At 58.0% G+C, this 24,496-nt stretch carries 22 protein-coding genes; 5 read left to right on the top strand and 17 right to left on the bottom strand.

Features of this window, described 5'->3' with window-relative positions; translation table 11 throughout:
• Nucleotides 1-43: 43 nt before the first annotated feature.
• The 6 genes from hisD to ACORLH_RS04500 all read right to left on the bottom strand — a co-directional run bounded on the left by hisD (nucleotide 44) and on the right by ACORLH_RS04500 (nucleotide 6,455).
• Complete coding sequence (hisD, locus tag ACORLH_RS04525) at nucleotides 44-1,375, bottom strand: histidinol dehydrogenase (protein ID WP_321831404.1); 1,332 nt, start codon at nucleotides 1,373-1,375, stop codon at nucleotides 44-46.
• Between the two features lie 72 nt (nucleotides 1,376-1,447).
• Nucleotides 1,448-1,981, bottom strand: a complete 534-nt coding sequence (locus ACORLH_RS04520; protein WP_321831403.1) for an ester cyclase — start codon at nucleotides 1,979-1,981, stop codon at nucleotides 1,448-1,450.
• 130 nt (nucleotides 1,982-2,111) lie between these two features.
• Nucleotides 2,112-2,993 (bottom strand): carbohydrate ABC transporter permease, encoded by an 882-nt coding sequence (locus tag ACORLH_RS04515; protein WP_321831402.1) that lies wholly within the window; start codon nucleotides 2,991-2,993, stop codon nucleotides 2,112-2,114.
• Nucleotides 2,993-4,021, bottom strand: coding sequence for a sugar ABC transporter permease (locus ACORLH_RS04510; protein ID WP_321831401.1), 1,029 nt, complete (start codon nucleotides 4,019-4,021; stop codon nucleotides 2,993-2,995). Before ACORLH_RS04510 ends, ACORLH_RS04515 begins: the two co-directional genes overlap by 1 nt.
• 67 nt (nucleotides 4,022-4,088) lie before the next feature.
• A complete protein-coding gene (locus tag ACORLH_RS04505) occupies nucleotides 4,089-5,315 on the bottom strand; it encodes an ABC transporter substrate-binding protein (protein ID WP_321831400.1) in 1,227 nt (408 codons plus the stop codon).
• A gap of 84 nt (nucleotides 5,316-5,399) precedes the next feature.
• On the bottom strand, nucleotides 5,400-6,455 hold the full coding sequence (locus ACORLH_RS04500; protein ID WP_321831399.1) for a sn-glycerol-3-phosphate ABC transporter ATP-binding protein UgpC: 1,056 nt from the start codon (nucleotides 6,453-6,455) through the stop codon (nucleotides 5,400-5,402).
• A gap of 113 nt (nucleotides 6,456-6,568) precedes the next feature.
• On the opposite strand from ACORLH_RS04500, the gene ACORLH_RS04495 reads away from it, so the two are divergent.
• A complete protein-coding gene (locus tag ACORLH_RS04495; protein ID WP_321831398.1) occupies nucleotides 6,569-7,579 on the top strand; it encodes an ester cyclase in 1,011 nt (336 codons plus the stop codon).
• A complete protein-coding gene (locus tag ACORLH_RS04490; protein ID WP_321831397.1) occupies nucleotides 7,569-8,444 on the top strand; it encodes an amidohydrolase family protein in 876 nt (291 codons plus the stop codon). Before ACORLH_RS04495 ends, ACORLH_RS04490 begins: the two co-directional genes overlap by 11 nt.
• Nucleotides 8,445-8,492: 48 nt before the next feature.
• Here ACORLH_RS04490 and ACORLH_RS04485 read toward each other — a convergent pair whose 3' ends face one another.
• The 6 genes from ACORLH_RS04485 to ACORLH_RS04460 form a co-directional block, all read right to left on the bottom strand.
• Nucleotides 8,493-9,257, bottom strand: coding sequence for an ABC transporter ATP-binding protein (locus ACORLH_RS04485; protein WP_321831396.1), 765 nt, complete (start codon nucleotides 9,255-9,257; stop codon nucleotides 8,493-8,495).
• Nucleotides 9,254-10,261, bottom strand: coding sequence for an iron ABC transporter permease (locus ACORLH_RS04480; RefSeq protein ID WP_321831395.1), 1,008 nt, complete (start codon nucleotides 10,259-10,261; stop codon nucleotides 9,254-9,256). The genes ACORLH_RS04485 and ACORLH_RS04480 overlap by 4 nt, the downstream gene beginning before the upstream one ends.
• On the bottom strand, nucleotides 10,258-11,259 hold the full coding sequence (locus ACORLH_RS04475; protein WP_321831394.1) for an iron ABC transporter permease: 1,002 nt from the start codon (nucleotides 11,257-11,259) through the stop codon (nucleotides 10,258-10,260). Before ACORLH_RS04475 ends, ACORLH_RS04480 begins: the two co-directional genes overlap by 4 nt.
• Nucleotides 11,256-12,167: an ABC transporter substrate-binding protein gene (locus tag ACORLH_RS04470; protein WP_321831393.1), complete on the bottom strand. Its 912-nt coding sequence runs from the start codon at nucleotides 12,165-12,167 to the stop codon at nucleotides 11,256-11,258. Before ACORLH_RS04470 ends, ACORLH_RS04475 begins: the two co-directional genes overlap by 4 nt.
• 246 nt (nucleotides 12,168-12,413) lie before the next feature.
• Nucleotides 12,414-13,154 (bottom strand): glucose 1-dehydrogenase, encoded by a 741-nt coding sequence (locus ACORLH_RS04465; protein WP_321832769.1) that lies wholly within the window; start codon nucleotides 13,152-13,154, stop codon nucleotides 12,414-12,416.
• Between the two features lie 267 nt (nucleotides 13,155-13,421).
• A complete protein-coding gene (locus ACORLH_RS04460; RefSeq protein ID WP_321831392.1) occupies nucleotides 13,422-14,333 on the bottom strand; it encodes a sugar kinase in 912 nt (303 codons plus the stop codon).
• An 88-nt stretch (nucleotides 14,334-14,421) separates the two neighbouring features.
• Between ACORLH_RS04460 and ACORLH_RS04455 the strand changes: the two genes are divergently transcribed.
• Complete coding sequence (locus ACORLH_RS04455; RefSeq protein WP_321831391.1) at nucleotides 14,422-14,736, top strand: cupin domain-containing protein; 315 nt, start codon at nucleotides 14,422-14,424, stop codon at nucleotides 14,734-14,736.
• Between the two features lie 15 nt (nucleotides 14,737-14,751).
• On the opposite strand, the gene ACORLH_RS04450 is transcribed toward ACORLH_RS04455, so the two are convergent.
• From ACORLH_RS04450 to ACORLH_RS04430, 5 genes are all read right to left on the bottom strand, one after another.
• The gene (locus ACORLH_RS04450) at nucleotides 14,752-15,480 is read right to left on the bottom strand and encodes a FadR/GntR family transcriptional regulator (RefSeq protein ID WP_321831390.1); all 729 of its coding nucleotides are present in this window, start codon (nucleotides 15,478-15,480) and stop codon (nucleotides 14,752-14,754) included.
• Nucleotides 15,456-16,193, bottom strand: coding sequence for a ribonuclease activity regulator RraA (locus tag ACORLH_RS04445; protein WP_321831389.1), 738 nt, complete (start codon nucleotides 16,191-16,193; stop codon nucleotides 15,456-15,458). Before ACORLH_RS04445 ends, ACORLH_RS04450 begins: the two co-directional genes overlap by 25 nt.
• A 90-nt stretch (nucleotides 16,194-16,283) precedes the next feature.
• The gene (locus ACORLH_RS04440; RefSeq protein ID WP_321831388.1) at nucleotides 16,284-17,564 is read right to left on the bottom strand and encodes a TRAP transporter large permease; all 1,281 of its coding nucleotides are present in this window, start codon (nucleotides 17,562-17,564) and stop codon (nucleotides 16,284-16,286) included.
• A gap of 1 nt (nucleotide 17,565) precedes the next feature.
• A complete protein-coding gene (locus ACORLH_RS04435) occupies nucleotides 17,566-18,111 on the bottom strand; it encodes a TRAP transporter small permease (protein ID WP_321831387.1) in 546 nt (181 codons plus the stop codon).
• Between the two features lie 57 nt (nucleotides 18,112-18,168).
• Entirely contained in the window at nucleotides 18,169-19,146 is a 978-nt protein-coding gene (locus ACORLH_RS04430) for a TRAP transporter substrate-binding protein (RefSeq protein ID WP_321831386.1), read from the bottom strand.
• A gap of 982 nt (nucleotides 19,147-20,128) precedes the next feature.
• On the opposite strand from ACORLH_RS04430, the gene ACORLH_RS04425 reads away from it, so the two are divergent.
• Together ACORLH_RS04425 and ACORLH_RS04420 are read left to right on the top strand one after the other, a co-directional pair.
• Nucleotides 20,129-21,370, top strand: coding sequence for an efflux RND transporter periplasmic adaptor subunit (locus ACORLH_RS04425; RefSeq protein WP_321831385.1), 1,242 nt, complete (start codon nucleotides 20,129-20,131; stop codon nucleotides 21,368-21,370).
• The gene (locus tag ACORLH_RS04420; RefSeq protein WP_321831384.1) at nucleotides 21,370-24,471 is read left to right on the top strand and encodes an efflux RND transporter permease subunit; all 3,102 of its coding nucleotides are present in this window, start codon (nucleotides 21,370-21,372) and stop codon (nucleotides 24,469-24,471) included. Before ACORLH_RS04425 ends, ACORLH_RS04420 begins: the two co-directional genes overlap by 1 nt.
• Nucleotides 24,472-24,496 lie beyond the last annotated feature (25 nt).

The following is a 24,496-nucleotide window of genomic DNA, read 5'->3' as shown; positions in this document are numbered from 1 at the left end:
TACTCCGGGGAGCGCGAGGGGCTGGCCCCTCGCCCCCTTTTGTTTACTCCGCCGCCTCACGGTAAGGAGCGCCTTCGCCGTAGGGCACGTTGATGCCCCCGTAGCGGCGGACGCGGATGTTGCATTGCTCGGCGTGGCCGACGAAGCCCTCAAGCATACACAGACGTGAGCCATATTCGCCGATCAACGTGGCTGCCTCATCGGTGGTGACCTTCTGATAGCTGTGGGTTTTCAGGTACTTCCCAACCCAGAGGCCACCGGTATAGCGGCCCGCCTTTTTGGTTGGCAGCGTATGGTTGGTGCCGATCACCTTATCCCCGTTGGAGACATTGGTGCGTGGCCCGAGGAACAGCGCGCCGTAACAGGTCATATTGTCCAGGAACCAGTCATCGCGATCGGTCATCACCTGCACATGTTCCGAGGCAATCTCATCCGCCACCTGCAGCATTTCCTCATAGGTGTCACAGACGATCACCTCACCATATTCTTCCCAGCTGACGCGGGCGGTGTCGGCGGTGGGTAGGATCCCCAAGAGGCGATCAACCTCGGCCAGGGTGTCTTCGGCCAGTTTGCGGCTGTTGGTCAGCAGCACGCAGGGGCTGTTGTAGCCATGTTCGGCCTGGCCCAAGAGGTCAGTCGCGCAAAGTTCGCCATCGGCGGCGGTCTCATCTGCGATCACCATGGTTTCGGTTGGCCCCGCGAACAGGTCGATGCCCACGCGGCCGAAAAGCTGGCGTTTGGCTTCGGCCACAAAGGCGTTGCCGGGGCCCACCAGCATATGGACCGGATCGATGGTTTCCGTGCCCAGCGCCATGGCGCCGATGGCCTGAATGCCGCCCATCACATAGATCTCATGCGCGCCGCCCAGATGCATCGCCGCAATCACGGCCGCGTTGGGTTTGCCCTGAAACGGCGGGGTGCAGGCGATAATGCGGGGCACGCCTGCGACCGAGGCGGTGGCGACCGACATATGGGCTGAAGCCACCATCGGGAACTTGCCGCCGGGCACGTAGCAGCCGACAGATTGCACCGGGATGTTTTTATGCCCGAGGATCACGCCGGGCATGGTTTCCACCTCAATATCCAGCATCGAGTCGCGCTGCGCCTGCGCGAAGTTGCGCACCTGTTCCTGGGCAAACTTGATGTCAGCCAGCTCACGCTTTGACAGCGAGGCGATCAGCGCCGCGATCTCTGCCTCACTCAGCCGGAAGGAGGCGGGGGAGTAATTGTCAAACTTCTCTGACAGGTCGCGCACCGCCGCATCGCCCCGCGCTTCAATGTCTTTCAACGTCGCCTCAACAACGGCGCGGGTTTTGGCGTCATCCTCGGCGCGATCAGCTTCGGGTTTGCCGCGTTTCAGATACTCGATTGTCATTTCCGTTTCTCCTGCCCCGGGCTGCGCCGGGGCTTCTTCGTTGAGGTCCCGGGGCCAGGCCCGGGACGCGATTTAGGATGCGTTGGGACGGGGCGCTTCACGGTCCCCGCGATCGAAGGCTTCCCAGCCTTCCCCATTGAACAGATCGACACCCAGCTGAGCCGCGACATGGGCGAAATCGACGTTCACCCAATTGTCGACAATCTTGCCGTCGACCACTTTCCAGAAATCCATGTAGCGGATCTCAACCCGCTTGCCGGTGGCCGGGATACCAAGAAACTCCCCCGAGTGGGTGGCTTCCTGCCGGCCAAAGGCAGCGGCCCATTCGCCCATGTAAAGGCGCGCCTCATCGATGCAGACCTTATCGGAAAAGGCCGCCTGGAACGGGCGCTGCCAATTGTCCTGAAATTCCTGCAGCCCGGTTTTGGTGCCGCAGCCCTGATTGCCCAGCCAACGGAAACCATCGGCGAAGAACTCGCCAATGTCGTTGATCCGGTGGTCGTTCAGACCATCGACCATGCCTTCGATGACGGCGCGGGTTTCTTCGGTTTTGCTCATATCCGTGTCTTTGGTCAGCACGGCCTGTTCGGGACGGGAGCCCTTCATCGTTTTAATCCTTCATAAGTGCCAAGGGAGGTTCTGCGCAGGAGGGAGCGAGAAGGATCTGCGAGAAAGTCCCTTGGCATACGGTTGAGCGCTGGGTGACGCCCAACCGCGGTGTGTCTGGCTTTGGCGCTCATCCTTTCACGGCCCCGGCGGTCAGACCGCTGACGATCTGGCGCTGGAAGAACATGACCAGCACGAACAGCGGTGCGGTGGCAGAGACCACGGCAGCAACGGCGAACATCACGTTGCCTTCGGTGTAAGTGGTGCCAAGGAAGGCGGCGATGGCCGGAACCATGGTGCGGTTGCTTTCGCTGAGCAGCATCGCGGTCACGGCGAAGTCGTTGTAGGCCAGCAGGAAGCTGAACAGCCCGGTGGTGATCACGCCCGGCCACATCACCGGCACGATCACATGGCGGAAGGCCTGAAACTGCGTGCAACCGTCAACCTTGGCACTTTCGTCCAGCTCTTTGGGGATGTTTTGGAAGAACGAATGCAGCATCCACAGGGTGAAGGGCTGGTTGATCGCCACCAGCACGATGATGGTGGTGGGCAGGATGCCCCAGACGTTCCATTCAAAGAACGGCAACAGATAGCCCGCCACCAAGGTGATCGGCGGCATCGCCCTAAAGATCAGCGCGGTGATCAGCAGCCAGAAGGTATAGCGGTAGGAGCTGCGCGACAGGGCGTAGCCGCCCAGCGTGCCGATGGTCAGCGAGGTGCAGACCACAAACAGGCAGACGATGAAGGTGTTGATGACATTACGCCAGAACTCCTCCTGAACCCAGGCGCCGTGATAGGCCGCGCCGGTGAAGGCACTGTCATAGGTCGCCTTGGTGCGTTCGCCGGTGATGGCGTTGGTCCAGTCCGCGATCGAGAAAAAGTCGAGTTCGACCTTGAACGATCCCCAGAGCGTCCAGAAGAACGGAAAGGCCGCAAGGATGAACCACAGCCCGACGAAGCCATAGATCAGAATGCTTAGGCCCATGGGGCGTCTTTGTGCTTTCGATGCCATTATGCTTTGCCCTTAAAGTCACGCCATGTGCGCACCAGAACCGGTGACAGCAGGATGGCAACGCCGATGATTGTCAGAACTGAGGTGGCCGAGGCCGCAGAGAGCTGGCGTGTTTCGCCGCCCAGGTCGTTGAAGATGATCCAGCTGAGAGAGGTCGCATGCGCCGAGGCGTTGAAGCCGACCACCGGCTCAAAGACGCGGAAGTTGTCCATCAGCTGAATGAGCGCCACAAAGGTGACCAGCGGCATCAGATGCGGCACCACCACATATTTGATCTGCTGCCAGCGGCTGGCGCCGTCGATCTGCGCGGCCTCAATCTGGTCTTTCGGCAGGGTTTGCAGACCGGCATAGAAGACCACGAATGCAAAGGGGGCCGAGTGCCAGACGCCGTAGATGATCAGCATCACCCAGGTGAGGCCGGTTGAGGCTTTGAGGGAGAAGTTTGGATCCCCCGCCAGCGCCACTAGCGCAGAGCCGATGATGCCGCGGCTGTCGACCATCCAGAACAGGATCAAGGAGCCGATCAGCGGCGTCACGATCATTGGCAGCAGCGAGAAGAAGATCATCAGCCCCTTGAAGTGACGATTGAGCGAGTTGACCGCCAGCGCGATCATCAGGCCCAGCACAATCAGCATCGGGGTCACAATGAAGGTAAATGTCAGGGTAAAGGCCAGCGCACGATAGAGCGGCAGGTTGAACAGCTTGGACCAGAAGTCACCAAAACTGTCGCTGCTGCGCCAGGCTTCGCCGACTTCAGCGATCGCCAGGTGGCCCCGGTCCAGATAGATATCCAGCCCCACGAACCGGCCCAGTGGCTGGGCTTCGCGGATTTCGCGGGTCGCCTCCTGGTCGATGGTGGTTTCTGTGGTGCAGCCCACCAATGGGGTACAGTTCTCCACCGTTTTCAGAACGGCCTCATGCGGTGCAAAAACCGACTGGGTGATGACCGACACGATAGGCAGCGCGATGAACAGCAGCATCGCAAGGCCGGTCGGCAAAAAGAACCAAAAGAAGGTACGATGTTTCATCGATGGATCCGGGTCGAGAGTTTGGGGAACCGGAGAGGGCTGTGCCCCCTCCGATCAGTCGTCAGGCTTACTTGAGGAAGCCTTTTTCCTTAGCCGCTGCGACATAGGCCGCTTCGATGTCAGAGAGCGCCTGTTCCGCGCTTTCCTTACCCTGCAGGAAGTCGGCAAGTTCATTGCCGATCGAGCCATGCATCAGGCCCATGTAGGGCACCATCGGATAGGGCTGGGTGCCGGACTGTGCGGCCTCAAAGACGCCCACGGCCGCTTCAGTCGGCTTGTAGCCATCGATCAGCCATACCGCCTGCGAAGCAATATCAGCGTCCTGCATCAGTTCCGGGCGGATGCCGTTCATCATCGCGATAAAGGTGGCCTCGGCCTCTTCATCGCTGACGTTTTTGGCAACGGTCCAGCCGTCCCACCACAGGGTCGAGGCCGGAATGTCACCGCCGCCCACAGTCATCGGACCGGCAATGGCATGGCCATTTTTCACCGCTTCGGTGATGCCGTCTGCAGTGGTCTGGCTGGCCGCACGGCTGCCCCACATGTTCAGCATGGCGATGTTACCGGCGCGGTATTCTGCGTTGGTGGCGTTGCTGTCATGGGTCAGGAAGTCAGGGTTCATATACTCTGACAGGGCCTTCATCATGTTCAACGTTTTCACCCCGGCATCGGAGTTGATGTTCGGCTCCGCGCTGCCCTCTTTGAAGAAGGTGCCACCGTAGCCGATGAACATGTTGTTGAATTCCTGCGCCAGGTTCCAACCCGCAGCATAGGCGCCGCCGATGGGGTTCTGCATGATGCCTTTTTCGCGGATCATACCGGCGATTTCGAGCATTTCTTCATAGGTCTTGGGCGGTTCAACACCCAGATCTGCCAAGATATCCTTGCGGTACATCAGGTGCTGGGCGTTGGCCATGAAGGCCACGGCCATAACTTTGCCGTCGACAGTGATCAGCTGGCTTTTGCTGAGGCCCTGGCCGTGTTTGGCAACCAGATCGTCCAGCGGGCGCACCAGATCATCATTCATCAGAATGGTCAGGGTCGAGTTGGCCACAATCGCCGAGGTGTATTCAGCAGGGTCGCCCTGCATGCCTGCGACGTGGATGTCTTTGTGATCTGCGGTCAGGTTCTTTTTCACCTCAGAGCCGGTGCATTCCGCAGCACCTGCACCCACAGTTTGGATCGCGGGGAACTCGTTCCCGACGATGTTCACCCGCGCGTTGATCTCACAGGCGAAGGCGCCGCCTGCGGAAAGAGCCAATGCGCTGGCAAGGGCAATTTTCTTGAAAAACATTACAGTTTCCTCCCTGAAATGTAAGTGCATCTTCGAAGACTGCACTCTGGATGCACCGCGATTGCGGCGGTTTCTAAGACCGGTTTAGGCCTCGATGCGTGCCCCTGTTTCTGTGTCGAACAGGTGGCAGTGATCTGTGTGGATGTGGAACGCGACCATATCGTCAATCTCGGCGCGGAAGCTCTTGTCGGCTTTGACCGAGACCAGCTGACCACCGAGGCGGACCGACACCATTGTGCTGTCTCCCAGCAGCTCAAGCGTGTAGATCGGCGCGTTGATCTCGCCAGTGCCGCCGCCTTCGACGACATTTGCGTCTTCGGCGCGGAAGCCCAGGGTGATCTTGCCATCCGGTGCGTTCAGGCCACGCACCTCAGTGTGGTCAGAGGTGAAGACCCCATCTTTGACCTCACCCTCCAGCAGGTTCATCGCCGGGTTGCCGATGAAGCTGGCCACAAAGGTGTTGGCGGGTGTGTCGTAGATCTCCACCGGGGTGCCGACCTGCTGCACCACGCCTTTCTTCATGATCACCACCCGATCGGCGAGGGTCATCGCCTCAATCTGGTCGTGGGTCACGTAGATGGTGGTGACGGCCAGCTCATGGCTGAGGTTCTTGATCTGCGCACGGGTGGAAACCCGCAGCTTGGCATCCAGGTTCGACAGCGGTTCATCCATCAGGAACACATTCGGTTCCCGCACGATGGCGCGGGCCAGGGCCACACGCTGGCGCTGACCACCGGACAGTTCCGCCGGTTTGCGATGCAGGAATTCATCCAGCTCAACCATGGCGGAGGCGCGGCGCACCTTTTCGTCATGGGTCGCCGGATCGATCCCACGCACCTTCAGCGGAAAGCGGATGTTTTCGTAAACGTTCATATTCGGGTAGAGCGCGTAGGACTGGAACACCATCGCCACATCGCGGTCTTTGGGTTCCAGATCATTGACGACCTTACCGTCGATCAGGATCTCACCCTCACTGGCATCTTCCAGCCCTGCGATCATACGCATCGTGGTGGTCTTGCCGCAGCCCGAGGGCCCCAAGAGCACCAGAAACTCCTGATCGGCAATTGTCAGGTCAAAATTGTTGACCCCGACAAAGGCACCCCAGCGTTTGCCCACGTTACGCAATTGAATTTCGGCCATTCGCTCCCCCGTCCGATAGCAAGCGTATTTTGCATACGTATGCACAAAGGGTAGACTCAGGTACATCATTTCGGCAAGAATTTTTTGCAGACGTATGCAAAAGGACCTGATCGATGATCGATCTGACAAGTGAAAAATCAACAATTATAGACCTTTACCAAGATCTGGACACGGCCACGCCGGGCCAGTCGGCGCAGGTGCTATCGCGCTATTACAGCCCGAATCACATCTGGCGCGGCTACCATCCCTTTGGTGAGATCCACGGGGCCGAGGCTGTGGCGGCGCAGTTTTGGGCGCCGCTAAAGACAGCACTGACCTCGCTGCAGCGGCGCCAAGATGTCTTTATGGCGGGTCGAAATGAGATGGATGGCTTCACCTCAACCTGGGTGGTTTCGATGGGTCATCTGATGGGGCTGTTTGATGCCCCCTGGCTGGGCATCGCCCCCACCGGCAAAATCGCCTGCCTGCGCTATTGTGAATTCAACAAGGTTGAAGCGGTTCAGATCACTGAAACAGCGATGTATTTCGACATTCCACATCTGATGATGCAGGCCGGTCTGCAGCCGTTTCCGCCGCAAACCGGGGCGCATCTGGTGCAACCCGGGCCGATGCCACATGACGCGCTGATGTTTGCCGCCCAGCCCGAGGCTGAGGGCGAAAAAACCCTCGCCGTGATCAATGCGATGATCAGCGATCTGGGGCAGTGGGACAGCGGCCTCAGCCTGGAGGATGAGCTGCGCCAGACCTGGCACGAAGACATGCTGTGGTGGGGGCCAGCCGGGATTGGCGCGACCTACACAATTCCGCGCTATGCCCAGCAGCACTCCGGCCCGTTCCGCGCCGGTTTCACCGACCGTTCGAAAACCAATCACATCTGCCGCGTTGCCGAGGGCAATTACGGCGGCTTCTTCGGCTGGCCCAATTTCACCGCCACCCCAACAGGGGGCTTCATGGGCATGCCGGCCACCGGCACCCCCGGTGAGTTCCGGGTGATCGATATCTACCGACGCGAGGGCGACAAACTGGCTGAGAACTGGATTTTCATCGACCTGCTGCATTTCTGGAACCAACAGGGCGTTGATATCTTGGCCCGCACCACCGGGGGCCATGCAGATGAAAATTGATGCTCACCACCATCTGTGGGACCTGCAATCGGTCCAGTATCCATGGCTGATGGCAGAAGGGGTTGAACGGTTCTTTGGCGATCCCAGCCCGATCCAGCGCAACTATCTGATTGATGAGTTTCGCCGGTCTGCCGGCCAGCATGGGATCACCGGGTCCGTGCATATTCAGGTCGGTGCCGCCGATCCGATGGCTGAGGCTGAATGGGTTCAGCAGGTAGCCGATGCGACGCCGGATTGGCCGCTGGTGCAGGTGGCCTTTGCCGACCTGACCGGCCCCGATCTGGGCGATCACCTGGACCGGCTGCAACAGCTGCCGAGCCTGCGCGGCATCCGCCAGATCATCGGCCGCGCCCCCGGTGAGGATGCGCAGACCGGCACCAATGCGCTGCTGGCCGATCCCAAGTTTCGCGCAGGCCTGCAAGAGCTGGCCCATCGCGGCCTCAGCTTTGATCTGCAGCTGATCCCCGAACTGATGGCGGACACTGCACGGGTGCTGGCAGTGGTGCCGGATCTGAAGGTGGCGCTGTGCCATGCCGGATCCCCCCACGACCGCAGCTCCGCAGGGCTGGCGCGTTGGGCGGACCAGCTGCGCCCCCTGTCGGATCTGCCCAATGTGACCTGCAAACTGTCGGGGCTGGGCATGTTTGATCATGCCTGGACCCCGGCCAGCATCGCGCCGATTGTCACCACCTGTCTGGAACAGTTTGGCCAGGAGCGCGTGATCTATGGCTCCAACTTCCCGGTCGACAGCCTCTATTCCGACTACGCCACGCTTTACACCGGGATGGAGGGGCTGGTGCCCGCGGATTGGCATTCCGCCGTCTTTGGCAGCAATGCCGCGGCGTTTTATCGATCTAACGGATAAGCCTGCCAGCGCCCTGCCCTCACCGCGGGGCGCTGCTGTGACGATGACCTAGCGCGCTGAGACTGCGGGCGTGCCTGTCACCGGATCAGCAAAGACCTGTGCCGCAATGCCATAGACCTGGTGCAGCATTTCCTCGGTCACGATCTCTGGCGGGGTGCCGCGGGCGTGAACGGCGCCTTCTTTCATGACCACCAGATCGGTGGCGTAGCGGGCCGCCTGCGCGATGTCATGCAATACGGCCACCACCGTTTTGCCCTGTTTGTGCAGCGCGGACATCAGATCCAGCACCTCGTATTGATAGCGAATATCAAGGAAGCTGGTCGGCTCATCAAACAGCACAAATGGCGTGTCCTGAGCGATGCACATTGCCACAAAGGCGCGCTGCCTTTGACCACCGGAAAGGGCGCTGACCAGCTTGTCCTTCATGTCGGTCAGGGTGACAGTCTCCAGCGCCTCAGCCACCCGCATACGGTCTGCCGCGCTGCGCATGCCCAGCAGGTTCTGATACGGCGCGCGGCCATATCCGACAAGCTGTTCAACAGTGATCCCCGGCGGCACCACCGGGTGCTGTGGTAAGACGGCGATCTGGCGGGCCACGGATTTGGTGCGTTTCTTGGCGATGTTTTCCCCATCGATCACCACCCGGCCGCCATTGGGCTTAAGTTCACGCGAAATGGTTTTCAGCAAGGTGGATTTGCCGCAGCCGTTGGGGCCGATCAACACCGTCAGGCTGCCGCGCGCGATCTCCAGATCGATCCCTTTGAGGCGGAACCCGTCATAGCCGGACTGGATGTTATTGAGGTCAATGCTCATTCGCGGGCCTCGGTCTTGCGTGACAGCAGAAGGAAGATGAAAAATGGCGCGCCGAACATCGAGGTGAGGATCCCGGCGGATATTTCCAGCGGCGCAAACAGGGCGCGGCCTGCAGCATCGGCAACCATCACCAGCAATGCGCCGACCAGCATGGCAACGGGCAGCAGACCACGGTGGGTGCCGCCCACCAAGTGGCGTGCAATATGCGGGGCCATCAGGCCGACAAAGCCCAAGACCCCCACAACACTGACCGAGACCGCCGCCAGAAACGTGGCCAACGTCAACAGCACCAGCCGGTCCCGGCGCACGTTCACCCCCAAACCGGTTGCCTGAACCGCACCTAGGCGGATCAGGTCCAATCTGTAGGAATAGATCACACAGATCGCCATTAGACCCAGCAGGATCGGCCAGACCGCGTTGAGATGCTGCCACCCCCTGCTCCAAAGTGAGCCGGTGAGCCAGACCAGCGGGGCGGAAATATCGTAGATGTCCGAGGTGGCGAGGATGAAATCCACACCCGCATCGCAGGTCATTCCGATAGCGATGCCCACCAGCGCCAGCCGTGCCGGTGACACCGGGCCAAACTCCGCAATGGCAAAGATCACGCCGGCCGCCAAAACCCCGCCGCAGGCCGCCACCAAAGGCAGCCAGTTCAGGCCAAGGTTGGGTGCCAACAAAACCGAGAGCAACACTCCCAAAGCCGCGCCTGAGTTGATGCCGATGATTTTGGGACTGGCCAGCGGGTTGCGCAGCAAGGCCTGAATGATCACGCCTGAGAACGCCAATGCTCCGCCGGTGACACAGGCCAGCAGGCTGCGCGGCAGGCGCGAGCGGTTGATGATGAACCCCTGTTGCGGCCCATCGAGATCAAACAATGTGTTGAGGATGGTCATGGCCGGGATGGTCACCGCACCGGCAGACAAGCTCCAGACAAACACCAGCGCGGTCAGGGTGCTTAGCGTGCTTATGGTCCAGATCAGTCGCTGTGCACTTGGGGGCTTCATGACATATCCCGTGCAAAAATAGTCTGCCACAGAAACCACGGGGCGCCGATCAGCGCTGCGACCACCCCAATCGGGGCTTCAATCGGGGCTGTCAGCGTTTTCGACAGGCCGTCAGCAATCAGCATCATGGCCGCGCCCAGCAGGGCAACGGCAGGCACCAGAACCCGGTGATCGCCGCCAAACAGCAGTTTGGCGATATGCGGCACGATCAGCCCGGCAAAGGCGATGGGGCCGGCCACCGTCACGCTGGCCCCTGCAAGGCCCGCCGCTACGATACAGCCCAGCAGCAACGTCACCCGGGGATCGGCACCAAGCCCCCGCGCGGAGGCCTGGCCAAGCGCCATCAGATTAAAGCGTTGCGACAGTGCCAGTGCCGCAATCAGCCCCGGCAGCGCCCAATAGGCCAGACGCTGCGCCTCGGGCCAGCGAATGTCTGTGATATCGCCGACGGTCCAGCGCACCACTGTGCGGGCCAGATCATCGTCCAACGTGTAAGTGAAGCGCACCATCGCATAAGAAAAGGCACCGACGGCCACCCCGCCCAGCACCAGACGCAACGCATCGATTTTGCCGCTGAAGCCACCGGAAATGGCAAAGGTCACCACCCCCGCAGCAAAGGCGCCGATCAGTGCGTAAACATCAAGCGGCAGGCCCAGCGCATTTGGCACCACAACGCCAATCGCCAACCCCAGAGCCGCGCCCTGGTTGATGCCAAGGATCGCCGGTGAGGCCAGCGGGTTGCGGGTGATGGCCTGCAGGATCAACCCCGCAAGACCCAGGTTCACCCCCAAAAGCGCCGCCGCACAGGTGCGCGGCAAGCGAATGTCATAAAGAACCGTCACTGCCAGACCATCAGGCCGCAGGATCTCAGACAAGCCCACATCAGAGCGCCCGCCGGTCGACAGCGAAAAAAGGATGCCGCCAAGGATCGCCGCTACAAGTGATGCAGCAGAAATCCCAAGCGGCAGCCGATTGGACTGGTTCCAGGTGGAGATCACTTACTGATGATCTCCAGCAGATCAGCGGCGGTCAGTTCAGCCGCGACCATGCCACGCAACCGTGACCAGTTGTGGGCGATGACGTTATAGACCTTATCCGATTTGACCGCGTTCAGATCCTGATAGAGCGCATCACCCTGCCAGCTGTCCACATGGCTTGGATCGGCGTATTCCCCGAAGATCAGGATGTCAGGATTAACCTCGGAAAGCTGTTCCAGCGTGGTTGGCACATAGACCTTTTCATACACGCCGCCCTCAGCCGGTTTCATGGTGCTGTCGAAGCCAAACATGGCCAGCAGTGAACCATTGTAGCTGACCGGGGCATGCAGCCACAGACCCTTGGCATTGGTCACGCCAAATTGGGCGGAGATCCCTTCAGCCTTCGGTTTGATCTGGGCCACATAGTCGGCCATGGTCGCCTTGTGTTGAGCGATACGGGCGTTCATCTCATCGGATTTGCCGATCGCCTCCCCAATCACAGCCATCTGCGCCACCGAAGCGTGGTAATCACCGCCGAGACTGTCCAAAACGATGGTCGGCGCGATTTCCGACAGGGTGTCATAGGCTGCCGAGTGGCGCTTTTTGTCAGCGATGATCAGGTCCGGGGCCAGTGAGGCGATGACTTCAAGGCTGGGGGTTTTCCGCGTCCCGACGGAGACCCATTCATCCCCGATCACATCGGTGTAGGCCGGAATAACGCGGTCACGTTTGTTGTCATCGGCAATGCCAACCGGGGCAACGCCGACCGAGGCCAGCGCGTCAATAAAGCTGAATTCCAGAACGACGATGCGCTCAACCTGGTCAGGCACATCAGTGGTGCCAACTTCATGGGTGATTTCAGCAGCGAAAACGGGGGCGGCGGTGACCAGCGAACATAGGCCCAGCACCGCAAGGAAATTGCGTTTCATGGCATCCTCGGGATTGAGTTACATGGCTGGTGGGAAGACTGGCTGACAGGCGCCATATTGACGGAGTTGTTGACCATTCACAAGCGCCGCTGACCCTGAAATCTGGGGATCAGACGATTGGATCTTTTACGGTGATGGAGGTGTGGGAAAGCCGATTGTGTGGCGCAAAGCCAGACGCCGGTCTTAGGGGTCATGAGCGGGCCGCTATAGAAACTGGGATAACGACAGCGGCCCGCTCAAAGGCACTTAGGAGAACAACAACCCTCCGTTGATGTCCATATTGGTGCCTGTCAGGAAAGCCGCCTCATCCGAGGCCAGATAGACCGCCAGATTGGCCACATCTTCGGAAGTGCCTTCACGTTTCAGCGGGGTGATGCTGGCGACGTGGCTGCGCACCTCGGGCTTGGTGTGGATGTTGTGAAAATCGGTATCGATCATCCCCGGGCAGACCGCGTTTACACGGATGTCCGGCCCCAACTCCTTGGCGAGGCCACGGGTGAATGTCATGATCGCCCCTTTTGAGGCGGCATAGGCCGTGGCGCCCGCGCCCCCACCGTCGCGCCCCGCCTGCGACGCCATTGCGACAATCGTGCCCCCTGCCCGCATGTGTTTGACGCATTCGCGCGCCACCAGCATGTAGGAAGTGAAGTTGAGCGCCATCACGTGGTTCCAGAAGTCGAGCGTCATATCTGCCAGCGGGGTGCGCTCCACCAAACCGCCGGTGACGTGGATCAGACCGTCCAACTGGCCGTAAGCCTCGACCGTTGCATTCACCAGTGTGGCAACGTCAGCTTCGCTGGTCATATCACCCTGCAAGGCAAAGGCTTTGCCGCCAGCCGCCGTGATCTCAGCAACCGCGCTGTCGGCCCCTGTGCTGGAGTTCATGTAGTTGATCGCCACATTGGCACCGGCCTCGGCCAGGCGCATGACACAAGCGCGCCCGATGTCCCGGCCGCCGCCTGTTACGATCACTGTTTTTCCCTTCATATTCACGCAGAATTCTCCCTCATCTGTATCTGTTCTGACTGCCAATTGGCGCGCAACGAAGCACCCCGCCTGCGCAAAGGCACAGGCCGGCGGAGGAAACGCCGCATCAATTTGCATGGGACCCAAGCGGCACGGACAGCCTGTGCGCTGTGGATCTGATGTTGGTTCACTGGGGCTGGGCCCAATGGCGATAGCCCTTTCTACAAAGCCGTCCAAGGCCACGCAATACAAATTTTTACAAATTAACCTAACCGCATTACAAATACTTCAAACATCAGCCGGTATCGGCAATGACACCAGCGCACCGCGATGACGCACCACATGGGCAGAGCACTGTTGGGCGGCCAGAACTGCCGTGACGAAATCGTTCTCCGTCAAATAGTTGCATAGGAATGCGCCGTTGAAACTGTCACCGGCGGCGGTTGTGTCTACCAGATCGCGGACCGGGGGCACTGCGATGCTGTGCTGCTGCTGGGGTGTCCAAATATGGGTGGGGTTGGCCCCGTCTTTCACCACAATGCAGCGGGTGGTGTTGCTGCGGTAGCGCTCGATGGTTTCGGATGGTGTCGCATCACCGAAGTAGCGGGATTCATCATCGAAACTGGGCAGGACGATATCGGCTATATGGGCGGCGCATTCGATCACCTGGCGCATCCGCTCCGCCCCTTGCCACAGCCGTGGCCGCACGTTGGGATCAAAGGCCAACAATGCATCTGGCGCTATCTGTTGGCGCAGCCCTTCCAACAGTTGATCCACGTGATCGGCGGGCAGGATGGCCAGGCTGATCCCAGAGAGATAAACCAGATCGGCCTGCGCGACGGCGCGCCATAAGGGATTAAGATCATTGGTCATCTGACGCGCGGCGGAGGTATCGCGCCAATAGCTGAAGCTGCGTTCGGCCCCGTCCAGATGGATCATATAGAGACCGGCTGACCGCGTTGGATCGCGCTGCAGATGCTGACAGTCGACGCCGGAGCGTTGAATAAACGACAGCATATCCTGCGAGCAACGGTCGCGCCCCACTGCGCTGAAGAATTGCGGCTGCACGCGCCCGTCGGTCATCTGCGCGGCGTACCACAAGGTGTTGAGCACATCCCCTGCATAGCCACGCTGCAACGTCCCATTTGCAAGCTGCGACAGCTCCACCATGCATTCCCCAATTCCCAGCAACCTCTGCATTTTCAGGCCTTCCCTCCAAAAATTACAACTTGACACAAATTTTCTTACATATATTTACAAATTTATACAAATTCAAATGGAAAAAGTCATGTCAGAAATCCCCGAAGGCTGGACCAAGGCAAGCGAAGGTATTCGCCGCCGTGTTCTGGAACAGACGCCCGAAATGATGCTGGTTAAGGTGCATTTCGAAGAAGGCGCCAACGCGCCGGAACATGCACATCCGCACGTGCAAGCCACCTACATCCTGTCCGGCCGGTTCGAGTTTACCGTGGATGGGCAGACAAAAATCGTCAGTGCAGGGGACACATTGATCATTCCGGGCAACACGCTTCATTCCGGGCGCAGCCTGGAAGAAGGGGAATTGATCGATTGCTTCACGCCACGCCGTGACGATTTTCTGTGACGTCGGGGGGCGGGGTCAGCCGCCCTCAAACACCCGGCGCCGGGCATTGTCGATGTGTAGGCGCATGGCGCGTCTGGCGCCATCGGCGTCCATTCGTTCCATAGCGTCATAGATCGCGTAATGTTCCGCCTGCACCAGCTGCATCCGCTCCTGCGGTTTGGTCAATGACAGGTTCCGCGTCAGGTTCAGACCGGTGATGATATTGGCCTTCATCGACATGCGCGCGGTGGAAAAATACGGGTTGTCAGAGGCTTCGCAGATCACCGCATGGAAGGCCTCATCGCTGTCGACACCCAGATCGCCCTTGGCGACAATGTCATCCAGTTCGGCCAGGATTGCCTTCATTTTCGCCAGCTGGGCCTCACTGCGGCGGGTTGCGGCCAGATAGGCGGCCTCGCCCTCGATGGCAGAACGGAACTCAAACGTCCGCTGGATGTCAGCAATGGATCCAACAGGGGCGAAATCCAGCACCCCGGTTTCCGGCCGACGCCGCACAAAGGAGCCCGAGCCCTGACGTGAGACAATCACGTCATCCTCACGCAGCTGCTTCAGGGCCTGGCGCAGAACCGGCCGGGACACCCCAAACTGTTCGCAAAGCGCATGTTCGGTTGGCAGCTTGCTGCCTACCGGAAACTCCCCATCCATGATTTTGGAGAGCACCGTTTCATAGACACGATCTGAGAGGTTCGGCTCCTTCGATGCCGCCCCCTGCCCGCTTGCTACCGGTTTTTGCGCTGTCGCCACGTTTCAAACCTCTTTTTCACCGCCGCATCTGTCGGCGGATAGAGCCCAAAAGTCGAGGCCCCATACTGCACACACTCCATGACGAAGTCTTCAAATACTGTCATGTCATAGGCGGCACTGGCCACTTCTTCGGCCAAATGACGTGGGATGCAAACCACCCCTTCCCCATCTCCTACTAGAATATCTGCCGGAAATACAGACACTTCGCCACAGGCGATCGGGTCATTGATCGCAACCGCATGGTGATGGGTGAGGTTGGTGGGGGCGCTGGGGCGGCTGTGATAGCTTGGCATCTCCAGCGCGGCGATTTCAGGTGTGTCGCGAAACCCGCCATCTGTCACCAGACCCGCGCAGCCGCGTTTTTGCAGACGTGTCGCCAGAATGGCGCCGGCCGAGGCGGCGCGCGCGTCCCCGCGGGCATCGATAACAAAAACCGCGCCTTCGGGACATTCCTCAACCCCTTTGCGCTGCGGGTTGGTTTGATCTTCGAAGGCTTCGATCCGGTCCAGGTCTTCGCGCGCCGGGATGTAGCGCAGCGTATAGGCAAAGCCGACCATGTTCGGCCCCGGACGCAAGCGCTGCGGGCCCAGCAGAAACACGTTTTTAAGACCCATTTTGAACAACACGGTGGTCAGTGTCGCACAGCTGACCTGCATCAACGTGTCCTTCAGCTGCGGGCAGAGTGTCATCTGGGACGCGCTATCGTCTTTCATGTGAACCACACCTTCCGGCCCGATGGCCTGTTCTCAATTCGTCAGGGTCGTCGGCGGCACCCGATGTCAGGCGCCGCCGCGAAAGTCGCCTCAGCCCAGCAGTGAGGGCAGCCAGAGCGAAATCGCCGGCACATAGGTCACCAGGATCAGCGCCAGAAGCAGGGCCAGATAGAAGGGCCAGATCGATTTCAGCGCCTCCTCAATTTTGATCTTGCCCACGGCGCAGCCCACGAACAGGCAGGTGCCCACAGGTGGCGTGCAAAGGCCAAGGCCAAGGTTGACCAACAGCATGATGCCGAACTGGTTGGGATCCATACCGATGGATTTGGCAATCGGCAGGAAGATCGGCGTACAGATCAGGATCAGCGCCGCCATATCCATGATCATTCCCAGCGCCAGCAGGATCACGTTGATCATCAGCAGGATGACAATCTTGTTTTCCGACACGCCAATCAGCAGGCTGCTGAGTTTGTCCGGTACCTGATAGAGCGCCAGGAGATAGGCAAAGCTGCTGGCAAAGCCGATCAGGATCATGACCATCGCGGTGGTTCTGACGGCTGAGGTGACCGAGATCACGAACTTTTCCCAGCTGAGTGTGCGATAGGCAAAGGCCGTCAGCAACAGCGCATAGATCGCACCAAAGGCACCGGATTCCGTAACCGTAAAGACACCCGACAACACGCCACCCACGATGATGATCGCGGTGATCAATCCGGGCACTGCCGCAACAGCAGATTGCAGCACCATGCCCCAGCCGGGGAAGGGTTCCGCCGGATATTGGTGTTTGCGCGCAATCACATAGGCCGCGATGGCCAGGGTCGTGCACATCAGGATCCCCGGCAGCACCCCTGCCAAAAACAGCTTGGAGATCGAGATGCCACCACCCGCAGCCACCGCAAAGATGATCATGTTGTGACTGGGCGGGATCACGATGCCCGCAATGGATGAGGTCACCGTGACATTCACCGCATAATCAGCGCGATAGCCACGTTCCTTCATCACCGGCACCAAGAGCGAGCCGAGGGCCGAGATGTCCGCAATCGCAGAGCCGGAAATGCCACCAAACAGCATGGAGGAGAAGATATTGACCGAGGCCAGCCCGCCGCGGATATGGCCCACAAGCGCGGAAGCAAAGCGCACCAGCCGCGCCGCGATCCCGCCGTGCAACATCAGCTCACCCGCGAAGATAAAGAACGGGATGGCCAGCAGCGAGAAAACGGAAATCCCCGAAATCGTGCGCTGGAAGGTGATCAGGATCGGGAAGCCTTCGTACCAGAAGGCACTGAGCGCCGAGAGCCCCATCGCAAAGGCAACGGGGATCCCCGCCACCACGCTTACGGCGAAAACGCCAAGCAAAATTGCCAAACCCATGTCAGGCCCTCTTCAGTTCGTTTTGGTCTTGGGAATTCGGGCTGAAGGCATTCAGCAGGCCGAGGAGAATACGGGTGGCACAGAACAGGCAGATCAGCCCGCCACAGAGCACCGCCGACAGGGTGCGGAAACTTTCAGGAATGTTGAGCATTGGCAGCAAGGTCGACCAGCCGAACTGAAACAGCTCCAGGCTGCTCAGACACATCACCGCGCCAAAGACCATCAACACAATATCGCCGGCCAGCACCACCACGCCCCGCAGCGCCGGTGGCAACGCATCGCGAAACAGGGTCACACCCAGATGGGTCTGTTCCCGCACGCCGACCGCAGCGCCAAGAAAGACGATGTAACACACAAGGAGAAGCGCCAATTGTTCAACCCATGTGGGGGTGGCATTCAGAACGTAGCGGCCAAAAACCAGCCAGCCGAATGTGGCGACAAGGGTGATAAGGGCCAGCGAACACAACAGAATACACAGTTTGGCCACACAATCTTGTAGGACAGTAAGACCGCGCGTCAGCGCGGTGAGGGACGTCTTGGTCGTCATGATATTCCTCCGGGGTGCGCCCCACCCTTATTGGGCAGGGCGCGCTTCCGTGCTGGATCAGTTGGCCTTGAACAGGTCAACCAGCCCTTCCAGATCGGGGTTGGCGGTCAGGAACTGCGCATAGACAGGCTCCATCGCGGCCTGGAACGGGGCTTTGTCGGCGATCTCATTCACCATCACACCGCCGTCTTTGACGATCTGCATGCTGGCCAGCTCCCGCTCCTGCCACAGTTTACGCTGCAGATCAGTCGAGTTCTTGCCAGCCTCGGCCACGATCTCCTGCTGCTCCGGGCTCAGCGCGTCCCAGGTGCGTTTGCTCATGCAGAGGCATTCGGGGATGATCAGGTGCTGCGACAGCGAATAATACTGCGCCACTTCAAAGTGGTTGGTCGATTCATAAGACGGCGGGTTGTTTTCCGCACCATCAACCACACCGGTTTTCAGCGACTGGTACACTTCGGCAAAGGCCATCGGGGTGGCGTTGCCGCCCATGCTTTCGATCATGCCGACGAACAGGTCATTGTTCATCACGCGCACTTTCATGCCTTCAACATCGGCCGGCGTGTTGATGGGTTTATGCGCATTATAAAAGCTGCGCGCACCCGCATCATAAAAGCCCAGCACCTTGATGCCTTTGGCTTCCAGCCCAGCACTCAACGCAGCACCCGCCTCACCATCCATCAGGCGATACATGTCCGGCACCGATTTAGAGATGAACGGCAGCGAGACAACATTGGCCTCCGGCACCACCTGCCCCATCGGGCCGAGGCTGAACACACCAAAGTCAATTGCGCCCAGGCGCACCTGTTCAATCGCATCAGGCTGCGAGCCCAGCACGCCACCGTGGAACACCTTACCGCCCAGCGCGCCGTCGGTTTTCGCCGCGACTTCGGCCACAAAGGCCTCCATCCCGTGAGACACCGGATAATCCTCAACATGGATGTTCCAACCACGCCAATCCCCCGCCAAAGCCGCGGTGGTAAAGCTCACAGTCGCCAATGACGCCGCCAGAGCGCCCTTCAAAAAGTTGTTCATGATTTCCTCCCTTGAAATCTGATCTTAAGGGATACTCAAATTACAAATATTTACAAGTTTAAAAAGTTGTTAGATTCACCGCAACACCACATAAGATCTTTAAGCTACTGTAAATATTACACTAAATACCTAACCAATTCCGCACCACAGCCACACCGCGTACAAACAACAAGTTCCCACGCCTTCCACAACAGATTTGTAATGCGCTGCCAAAGGCAACCGTCCGCCGCCAAAGAATCGCGGCTGAACAGCCTGACTGCTCCATCACCGGCAGTTATGATGATGAGGTGCAAACACGTTGCTTGGCGGCCAAGCATGGGACTTTCCCAACCACACAGCCAGCCAATGGGTGCATTGGCACGCGCCAGCAACGACGCAAAGCAACATTTGTTTGGGAAGTATTGGGCAAATGGCGGAGGAGGTGTCCGCAAAATATTCCACTTAAAAGTCTAAAATAGAATAGAAAATTTTCCTTTTAGCTTAAATATACCACATAAAATACCACACGGCAGCAATGATGCTGTGCCTAGGATCACAAAACGAGCGTTGCTCCCCATGCAGAACGGTATTTTGGCGTGCCCCCATCGGGTGGTCCAGTTTTTGGTCAGCAGGTCATGAATTTGACGATCTCCTCGCCAGAGTTCTTCGTTGTCTTTCTATCACCAGAGTTCTTCGTTGTCTCTCTAACAGACCAATCCTCAGTGTTACGAGGTGTCAAGAACATTCTCTTATCTAATTGAATAACTTGGATTCGCCTGCGCTGACGCCAGGCAGCGAACGGATCAAACGAGTGACCATCACAACATGATGCTTGCTTCGCCGCAAATCCCTCGCATAATCAAACCAATGGATGAGACACCACACTTTTGGGTCAGACCGCTCTGAGGGGCAAAACCTCTGAAGACGGACAGTATTGAAAAACTCAACTCTTTGAACGGACTAACCACTGACCGGTAGCCCAAAGCCCCGAAAGATCAATCAGATGCCCAATACGACCGACACGACACCCCCAAAGGAATTATCGAAAGACGGTGTGGCAAAGGATGCCCCCATGTTGGTGACGACGGAGGGTAAACCCACCGAAAATTCACTATCTAGTATGGATCTTTCTGCTAAGCATGCCGACGCGCCGCATCGCTTGACTTTTTCGTCGGACAAGGGATCGTCAGGATCCACCTGGTTTGCTGCGGCGTTGGTTATTGCTATCGTTGGATGGATGGGAAGCGGATTTATCATTCCAGCAGACCTCCCCGATCCTGTCATCGGTCGCGAAAGCCCGAAGCCTGTGGCTGTGGCGGTCACCAGATCATTGGCTGAAACGGTCACTCAGTTCTACCAGGCCGAAGGTCAAGCCCTACCCGATCGCGATACGTTAATGCGGGCCGAAACCTCTGGCGATATTGCTAAGGTGTTAGTGAGCAAGGGGCAGGATGTAAAAGCGGGGGATGTCATTGCCCGCTTTGATGCAACAAACAACAACGCAGACGCGAACCGGGTGGCGCAAGAATTCGCATTGGCACAGCGCGAGTTGGAAAATGCTAAGAGACTGTTGCAACGTGGTGTAGCAACTGCTGATCGTGTAGCGGATGCACGGGCTGCATTAGTTGCAGTGCAAAGCCAAGTGACCGCGGTTGATCAAGCCGCAAAGTCACTCACGATAACGGCAGCGTTCGACGGTCGTATCGAGACATTGAACGTCGATGAGGGCGAGTTTGTGTCTGCGGGGACCGAGGTTGGTCACCTTGTAGACATCACGCCATTGACGGTTGCCATTCAGGTACCGCAGCAATCCTTAACCCAACTAAAGGTCGATCAGCCTGCTAGGGTTCGCTTCATAACTGGTGAAGAACGCGCAGGCGTTGTTACATTTGTTGGCACATCCGCAGCATCAGAAACCAGAACATTCCTTGCTGAGATCGAAGTCGAAAATGAAGATGGCGCGATCCCTGCTGGTATCTCTGCTGAGGTAATTATCCCCACAGGCGAAGTCACTGCTCACTTCCTGTCTCCTTCCATAGTGTCATTGAACGCGGAGGGTGCCTTGGGCATCAAAACCGTTAACGCAGACAATGTGGTTGAGTTTTTTCATGTCCAAGTTGTCAAAGCGCAGATCGATGGCATTTGGGTAACGGGCCTGCCCGAAAGCGTCAATGTCATCACGGTCGGCCAAGGCTTCGTAAATGAGAACGAGACTGTCGCACCTATGGGTGGGACAACAAACTGATGAACGCTATCGTTGATTTCGCCTTCTCAAGGTCCCGCGTTGTGGTCATGGCGCTGCTATTGATCCTATCTGTAGGTGCCTATGCCTATTCTGCTATTCCTAAGGAAGCTAACCCCGAGATTCCACTGCCCTTGTTTTACGTCTCATCAGGATTGGATGGGATCAGCCCGTCCGATGCCGAACGTCTGTTGTTGGAGCCAATGGAAGCTGAGTTTGGGTCAATCGCTGGGCTGATATCGATGAAGTCTGAAGCAACCGAAGGTTTTGCATCCATCCAGCTTGAGTTCGCACCAGGCGGCGACAACCAAGAGGCACTTGATAAGGTGCGTGATGCAGCGGACCGCGTGCAGGGTGAGCTGCCAGAAGGCGCCCGTGACATCACCATCACTGAAATTAACACGGCTCTGTTTCCGATCATCACAGCAATCTTGTCTGGCCCTGTGCCAGAGCGGACGCTGAACGATATTGCAAACCAGATGCAAGAAGAGATCGAAGGCTTGGGCGGTGTGTTGGAAGTGGACATAGGCGGTCAACGGTTCGAGTTTCTTGAGGTCCTAATCGATCCCACCGTGTTCGAAACTTACAATCTGGCGTTCGATGAACTGATCGGCCAGCTTCAACGCAACAACCAACTGATTGCAGCGGGTGCAATTGAGACGGGCGTCGGTCGTATCGTCCTTAAAGTTCCTGGCCTGATCGAAGACCTAGAGGACGTGATGTCTATGCCCGTCAAGGTTCGCGGGGATGCTGTGGTAACCTTCGGCGATGTAGCCACCATCCGTCGCACATTTGAGGACCCAACATCCTTTGCCCGCATCAATGGCCAGCCTGCATTAGCTTTGGAGATCACCAAACGATCTGGTGCCAACATCATTAGTACTGTCGATGAAGTGAAAGCTCTGGTAGCGGAACTGAGCTTGGATTGGCCCGACAGTGTTGAGGTCACCTATTTGCAGGATCAATCCGTTCAGGTGAAAGACATGCTGTCTGACCTTGAAGCCAACGTGATCGCTGCGGTGATCCTCGTGATGATCGTCATCGTCCTAGCACTGGGAACACGGTCTGCCATTCTGGTTGGCCTATCCATCCCTGGTGCGTTCTTGGCGGGTATTGTCTCGCTTTGGGCGATGGATTTGTCCATGAATATAATCGTTCTGTTTGCATTGATCTTGGTTGTCGGAATGCTGGTCGATGGAGCCATTGTGACCACCGAAATGGCCGACCGAAAGCTACAAGAGGGCTTGCCAGCAAGGCAGGCATACGCGGTGGCCGCCAAACGCATGGCTTGGCCGATCATTGCATCAACTGCGACTACTCTATCCGTGTTTTTCCCACTCCTATTCTGGACCGGCATGGTGGGTGAATTCATGAAGTACCTACCGATCACAGTGATCCTGACGCTATCAGCATCCTTGTTCATGGCGTTGATTTTCATCCCCGTCATGGGGGGGCTGATCGGCAAACGTCCTCCACAATCGGCTAAAGCCAAAGCGTCTCTGCATGCCGCTGAAATCGGTGATCCGCGCGACATGCGCGGCTTCTCAGGTAGTTACTTGCGAGTGCTTGAGTGGGCGATCATACGTCCTTCTGCGACGCTTTTGTTGGCCGTGGCTTTACTGCTTGGCGGGTTCAGTGCTTACGGACAATTCGGCAAAGGCGTCAGCTTCTTCCCGTCCATCGAACCTGACTTCATGCAGATCCAGATCCGCGCACGTGACAACTTCTCAATCTTTCAACGTGACGCGCTAGTGCGGGCCGTAGAAGAGCGCATTCTGCCTTATGACGAGATTGCCAGCATTTACGCACGCTCCATCATGTCCGCAGGCCAAGGAGACGAAGAAACAATTGGCACGTTGCAGTTGGAACTAATGCCATGGGACACACGACGCACCGCCGCCGAAATTGGCGTCGATATTCGTGAAAGCGTGTCCGACATCGCTGGCATTGATGTGCAGGTGCAAACCGAAAGTGGCGGCCCGACCGCGGGTAAACCTGTGAACCTGCAAATCACAGCCCGCAATCCTGATGTTCAGAATGAAGCGGTGCGGCAAGTGCGCGAGATCATGGAAAGTCTAGGTGGTTTTACTGATGTAACCGATACCCGCCCTGTACCGGGTGTTGAGGTTTCAATCTTGGTGAACCGTGCACAAGCCGCCAGATTCGGTGCCGACGTAAGCCTATTAGGGCAAGCCGTCCAGCTATTGACCCAGGGTATCACCGTGGCCAACTATCGCCCTGATGACGTAGATGGCAGTTTGGATATCCGTGTGCGGTTTCCTCGTGAAGAACGCACATTGGCAGAGCTTGGCAGCCTCCGTGTGCCTACGACGGCTGGTCTGGTCCCGATCTCGAATTTTGTGACGTTCGCTCCATCAGACCGCACTGGGGTGATCCGCCGTATTGATGAGCAACGTGTAGCCACGATTGAGGCAAATGTCGCACCAGGTATCTTGGTTAACGATCAAGTCATTGCACTTACTGCTGCGTTGAACGCTGCCGAACTACCCCATGGTGTAGCGTTCAACTTTGCGGGTGAGGCAGAGGATCAGGCCGAAAGTATGCTCTTTCTGGTCGGGGCATTTGCAACGGCCATCTTCCTAATGTTCGTGATCTTGGTTCTGCAGTTCAACAACTTCTACCAAGCCTTGGTTGTCATGTCGGCAATCGTCTTTTCCATCGCTGGTGTGCTGCTGGGCCTGATCGTAACTGGTCGCCCGTTCGGCATCGTTATGGGGGGCATCGGAGTAATCGCCTTGGCTGGTATTGTAGTGAACAACAACATCGTTTTGATCGACACCTACAATGATCTCAAGAGGACGGGGCAATCGCCACTAGAAGCGGCGCTTCGGACAGGCGCGCAACGCCTGCGCCCCGTGATTTTGACCTCTGTAACGACTTCACTTGGTCTGATGCCAATGGTAATCGGCGTCAACCTAAACTTTTTTACTCGTGAGATCGTCTATGGCGCACCTTCAGCGCAGTTGTGGACAGAGTTGTCTTCGGCGATTGCTGGCGGATTGATGATTTCGACTATTCTGACATTGGTTGTGACACCCGCAATGTTAGTTCTGGGTGAGAAGCTAGCAAGGCGGGGTGTGTGACGTCAGCGCCTACCGGAATTATTTG

The sequence above is a fragment of the Thalassovita sp. genome (assembly GCF_963691685.1).
In the GTDB taxonomy this organism is placed as follows: Bacteria; Pseudomonadota; Alphaproteobacteria; order Rhodobacterales; family Rhodobacteraceae; genus Thalassobius.
The sequence above is the reverse complement of the archived record's forward strand: the minus strand, read 5'-3'. Positions and strand labels throughout refer to the sequence as shown.

Excerpts from the sequence above, each read along its gene's own strand:
- ACORLH_RS04465 (WP_321832769.1), bottom strand. The coding sequence starts at position 13,154 with ATGAAGGGAAAAACAGTGATCGTAACAGGCGGCGGCCGGGACATCGGG.
- ACORLH_RS04455 (WP_321831391.1), top strand. The coding sequence starts at position 14,422 with ATGTCAGAAATCCCCGAAGGCTGGACCAAGGCAAGCGAAGGTATTCGC.
- ACORLH_RS04480 (WP_321831395.1), bottom strand. The coding sequence starts at position 10,261 with ATGAAGCCCCCAAGTGCACAGCGACTGATCTGGACCATAAGCACGCTA.
- ACORLH_RS04425 (WP_321831385.1), top strand. The coding sequence starts at position 20,129 with ATGCCCAATACGACCGACACGACACCCCCAAAGGAATTATCGAAAGAC.
- ACORLH_RS04440 (WP_321831388.1), bottom strand. The coding sequence starts at position 17,564 with ATGGGTTTGGCAATTTTGCTTGGCGTTTTCGCCGTAAGCGTGGTGGCG.
- ACORLH_RS04515 (WP_321831402.1), bottom strand. The coding sequence starts at position 2,993 with ATGGCATCGAAAGCACAAAGACGCCCCATGGGCCTAAGCATTCTGATC.
- ACORLH_RS04485 (WP_321831396.1), bottom strand. The coding sequence starts at position 9,257 with ATGAGCATTGACCTCAATAACATCCAGTCCGGCTATGACGGGTTCCGC.
- ACORLH_RS04420 (WP_321831384.1), top strand. The coding sequence starts at position 21,370 with ATGAACGCTATCGTTGATTTCGCCTTCTCAAGGTCCCGCGTTGTGGTC.
- ACORLH_RS04490 (WP_321831397.1), top strand. The coding sequence starts at position 7,569 with ATGAAAATTGATGCTCACCACCATCTGTGGGACCTGCAATCGGTCCAG.
- ACORLH_RS04520 (WP_321831403.1), bottom strand. The coding sequence starts at position 1,981 with ATGAAGGGCTCCCGTCCCGAACAGGCCGTGCTGACCAAAGACACGGAT.
- ACORLH_RS04505 (WP_321831400.1), bottom strand. The coding sequence starts at position 5,315 with ATGTTTTTCAAGAAAATTGCCCTTGCCAGCGCATTGGCTCTTTCCGCA.
- ACORLH_RS04510 (WP_321831401.1), bottom strand. The coding sequence starts at position 4,021 with ATGAAACATCGTACCTTCTTTTGGTTCTTTTTGCCGACCGGCCTTGCG.
- ACORLH_RS04445 (WP_321831389.1), bottom strand. The coding sequence starts at position 16,193 with ATGAAAGACGATAGCGCGTCCCAGATGACACTCTGCCCGCAGCTGAAG.
- ACORLH_RS04435 (WP_321831387.1), bottom strand. The coding sequence starts at position 18,111 with ATGACGACCAAGACGTCCCTCACCGCGCTGACGCGCGGTCTTACTGTC.
- hisD (WP_321831404.1), bottom strand. The coding sequence starts at position 1,375 with ATGACAATCGAGTATCTGAAACGCGGCAAACCCGAAGCTGATCGCGCC.
- ACORLH_RS04500 (WP_321831399.1), bottom strand. The coding sequence starts at position 6,455 with ATGGCCGAAATTCAATTGCGTAACGTGGGCAAACGCTGGGGTGCCTTT.
- ACORLH_RS04470 (WP_321831393.1), bottom strand. The coding sequence starts at position 12,167 with ATGAAACGCAATTTCCTTGCGGTGCTGGGCCTATGTTCGCTGGTCACC.
- ACORLH_RS04460 (WP_321831392.1), bottom strand. The coding sequence starts at position 14,333 with ATGCAGAGGTTGCTGGGAATTGGGGAATGCATGGTGGAGCTGTCGCAG.
- ACORLH_RS04495 (WP_321831398.1), top strand. The coding sequence starts at position 6,569 with ATGATCGATCTGACAAGTGAAAAATCAACAATTATAGACCTTTACCAA.
- ACORLH_RS04430 (WP_321831386.1), bottom strand. The coding sequence starts at position 19,146 with ATGAACAACTTTTTGAAGGGCGCTCTGGCGGCGTCATTGGCGACTGTG.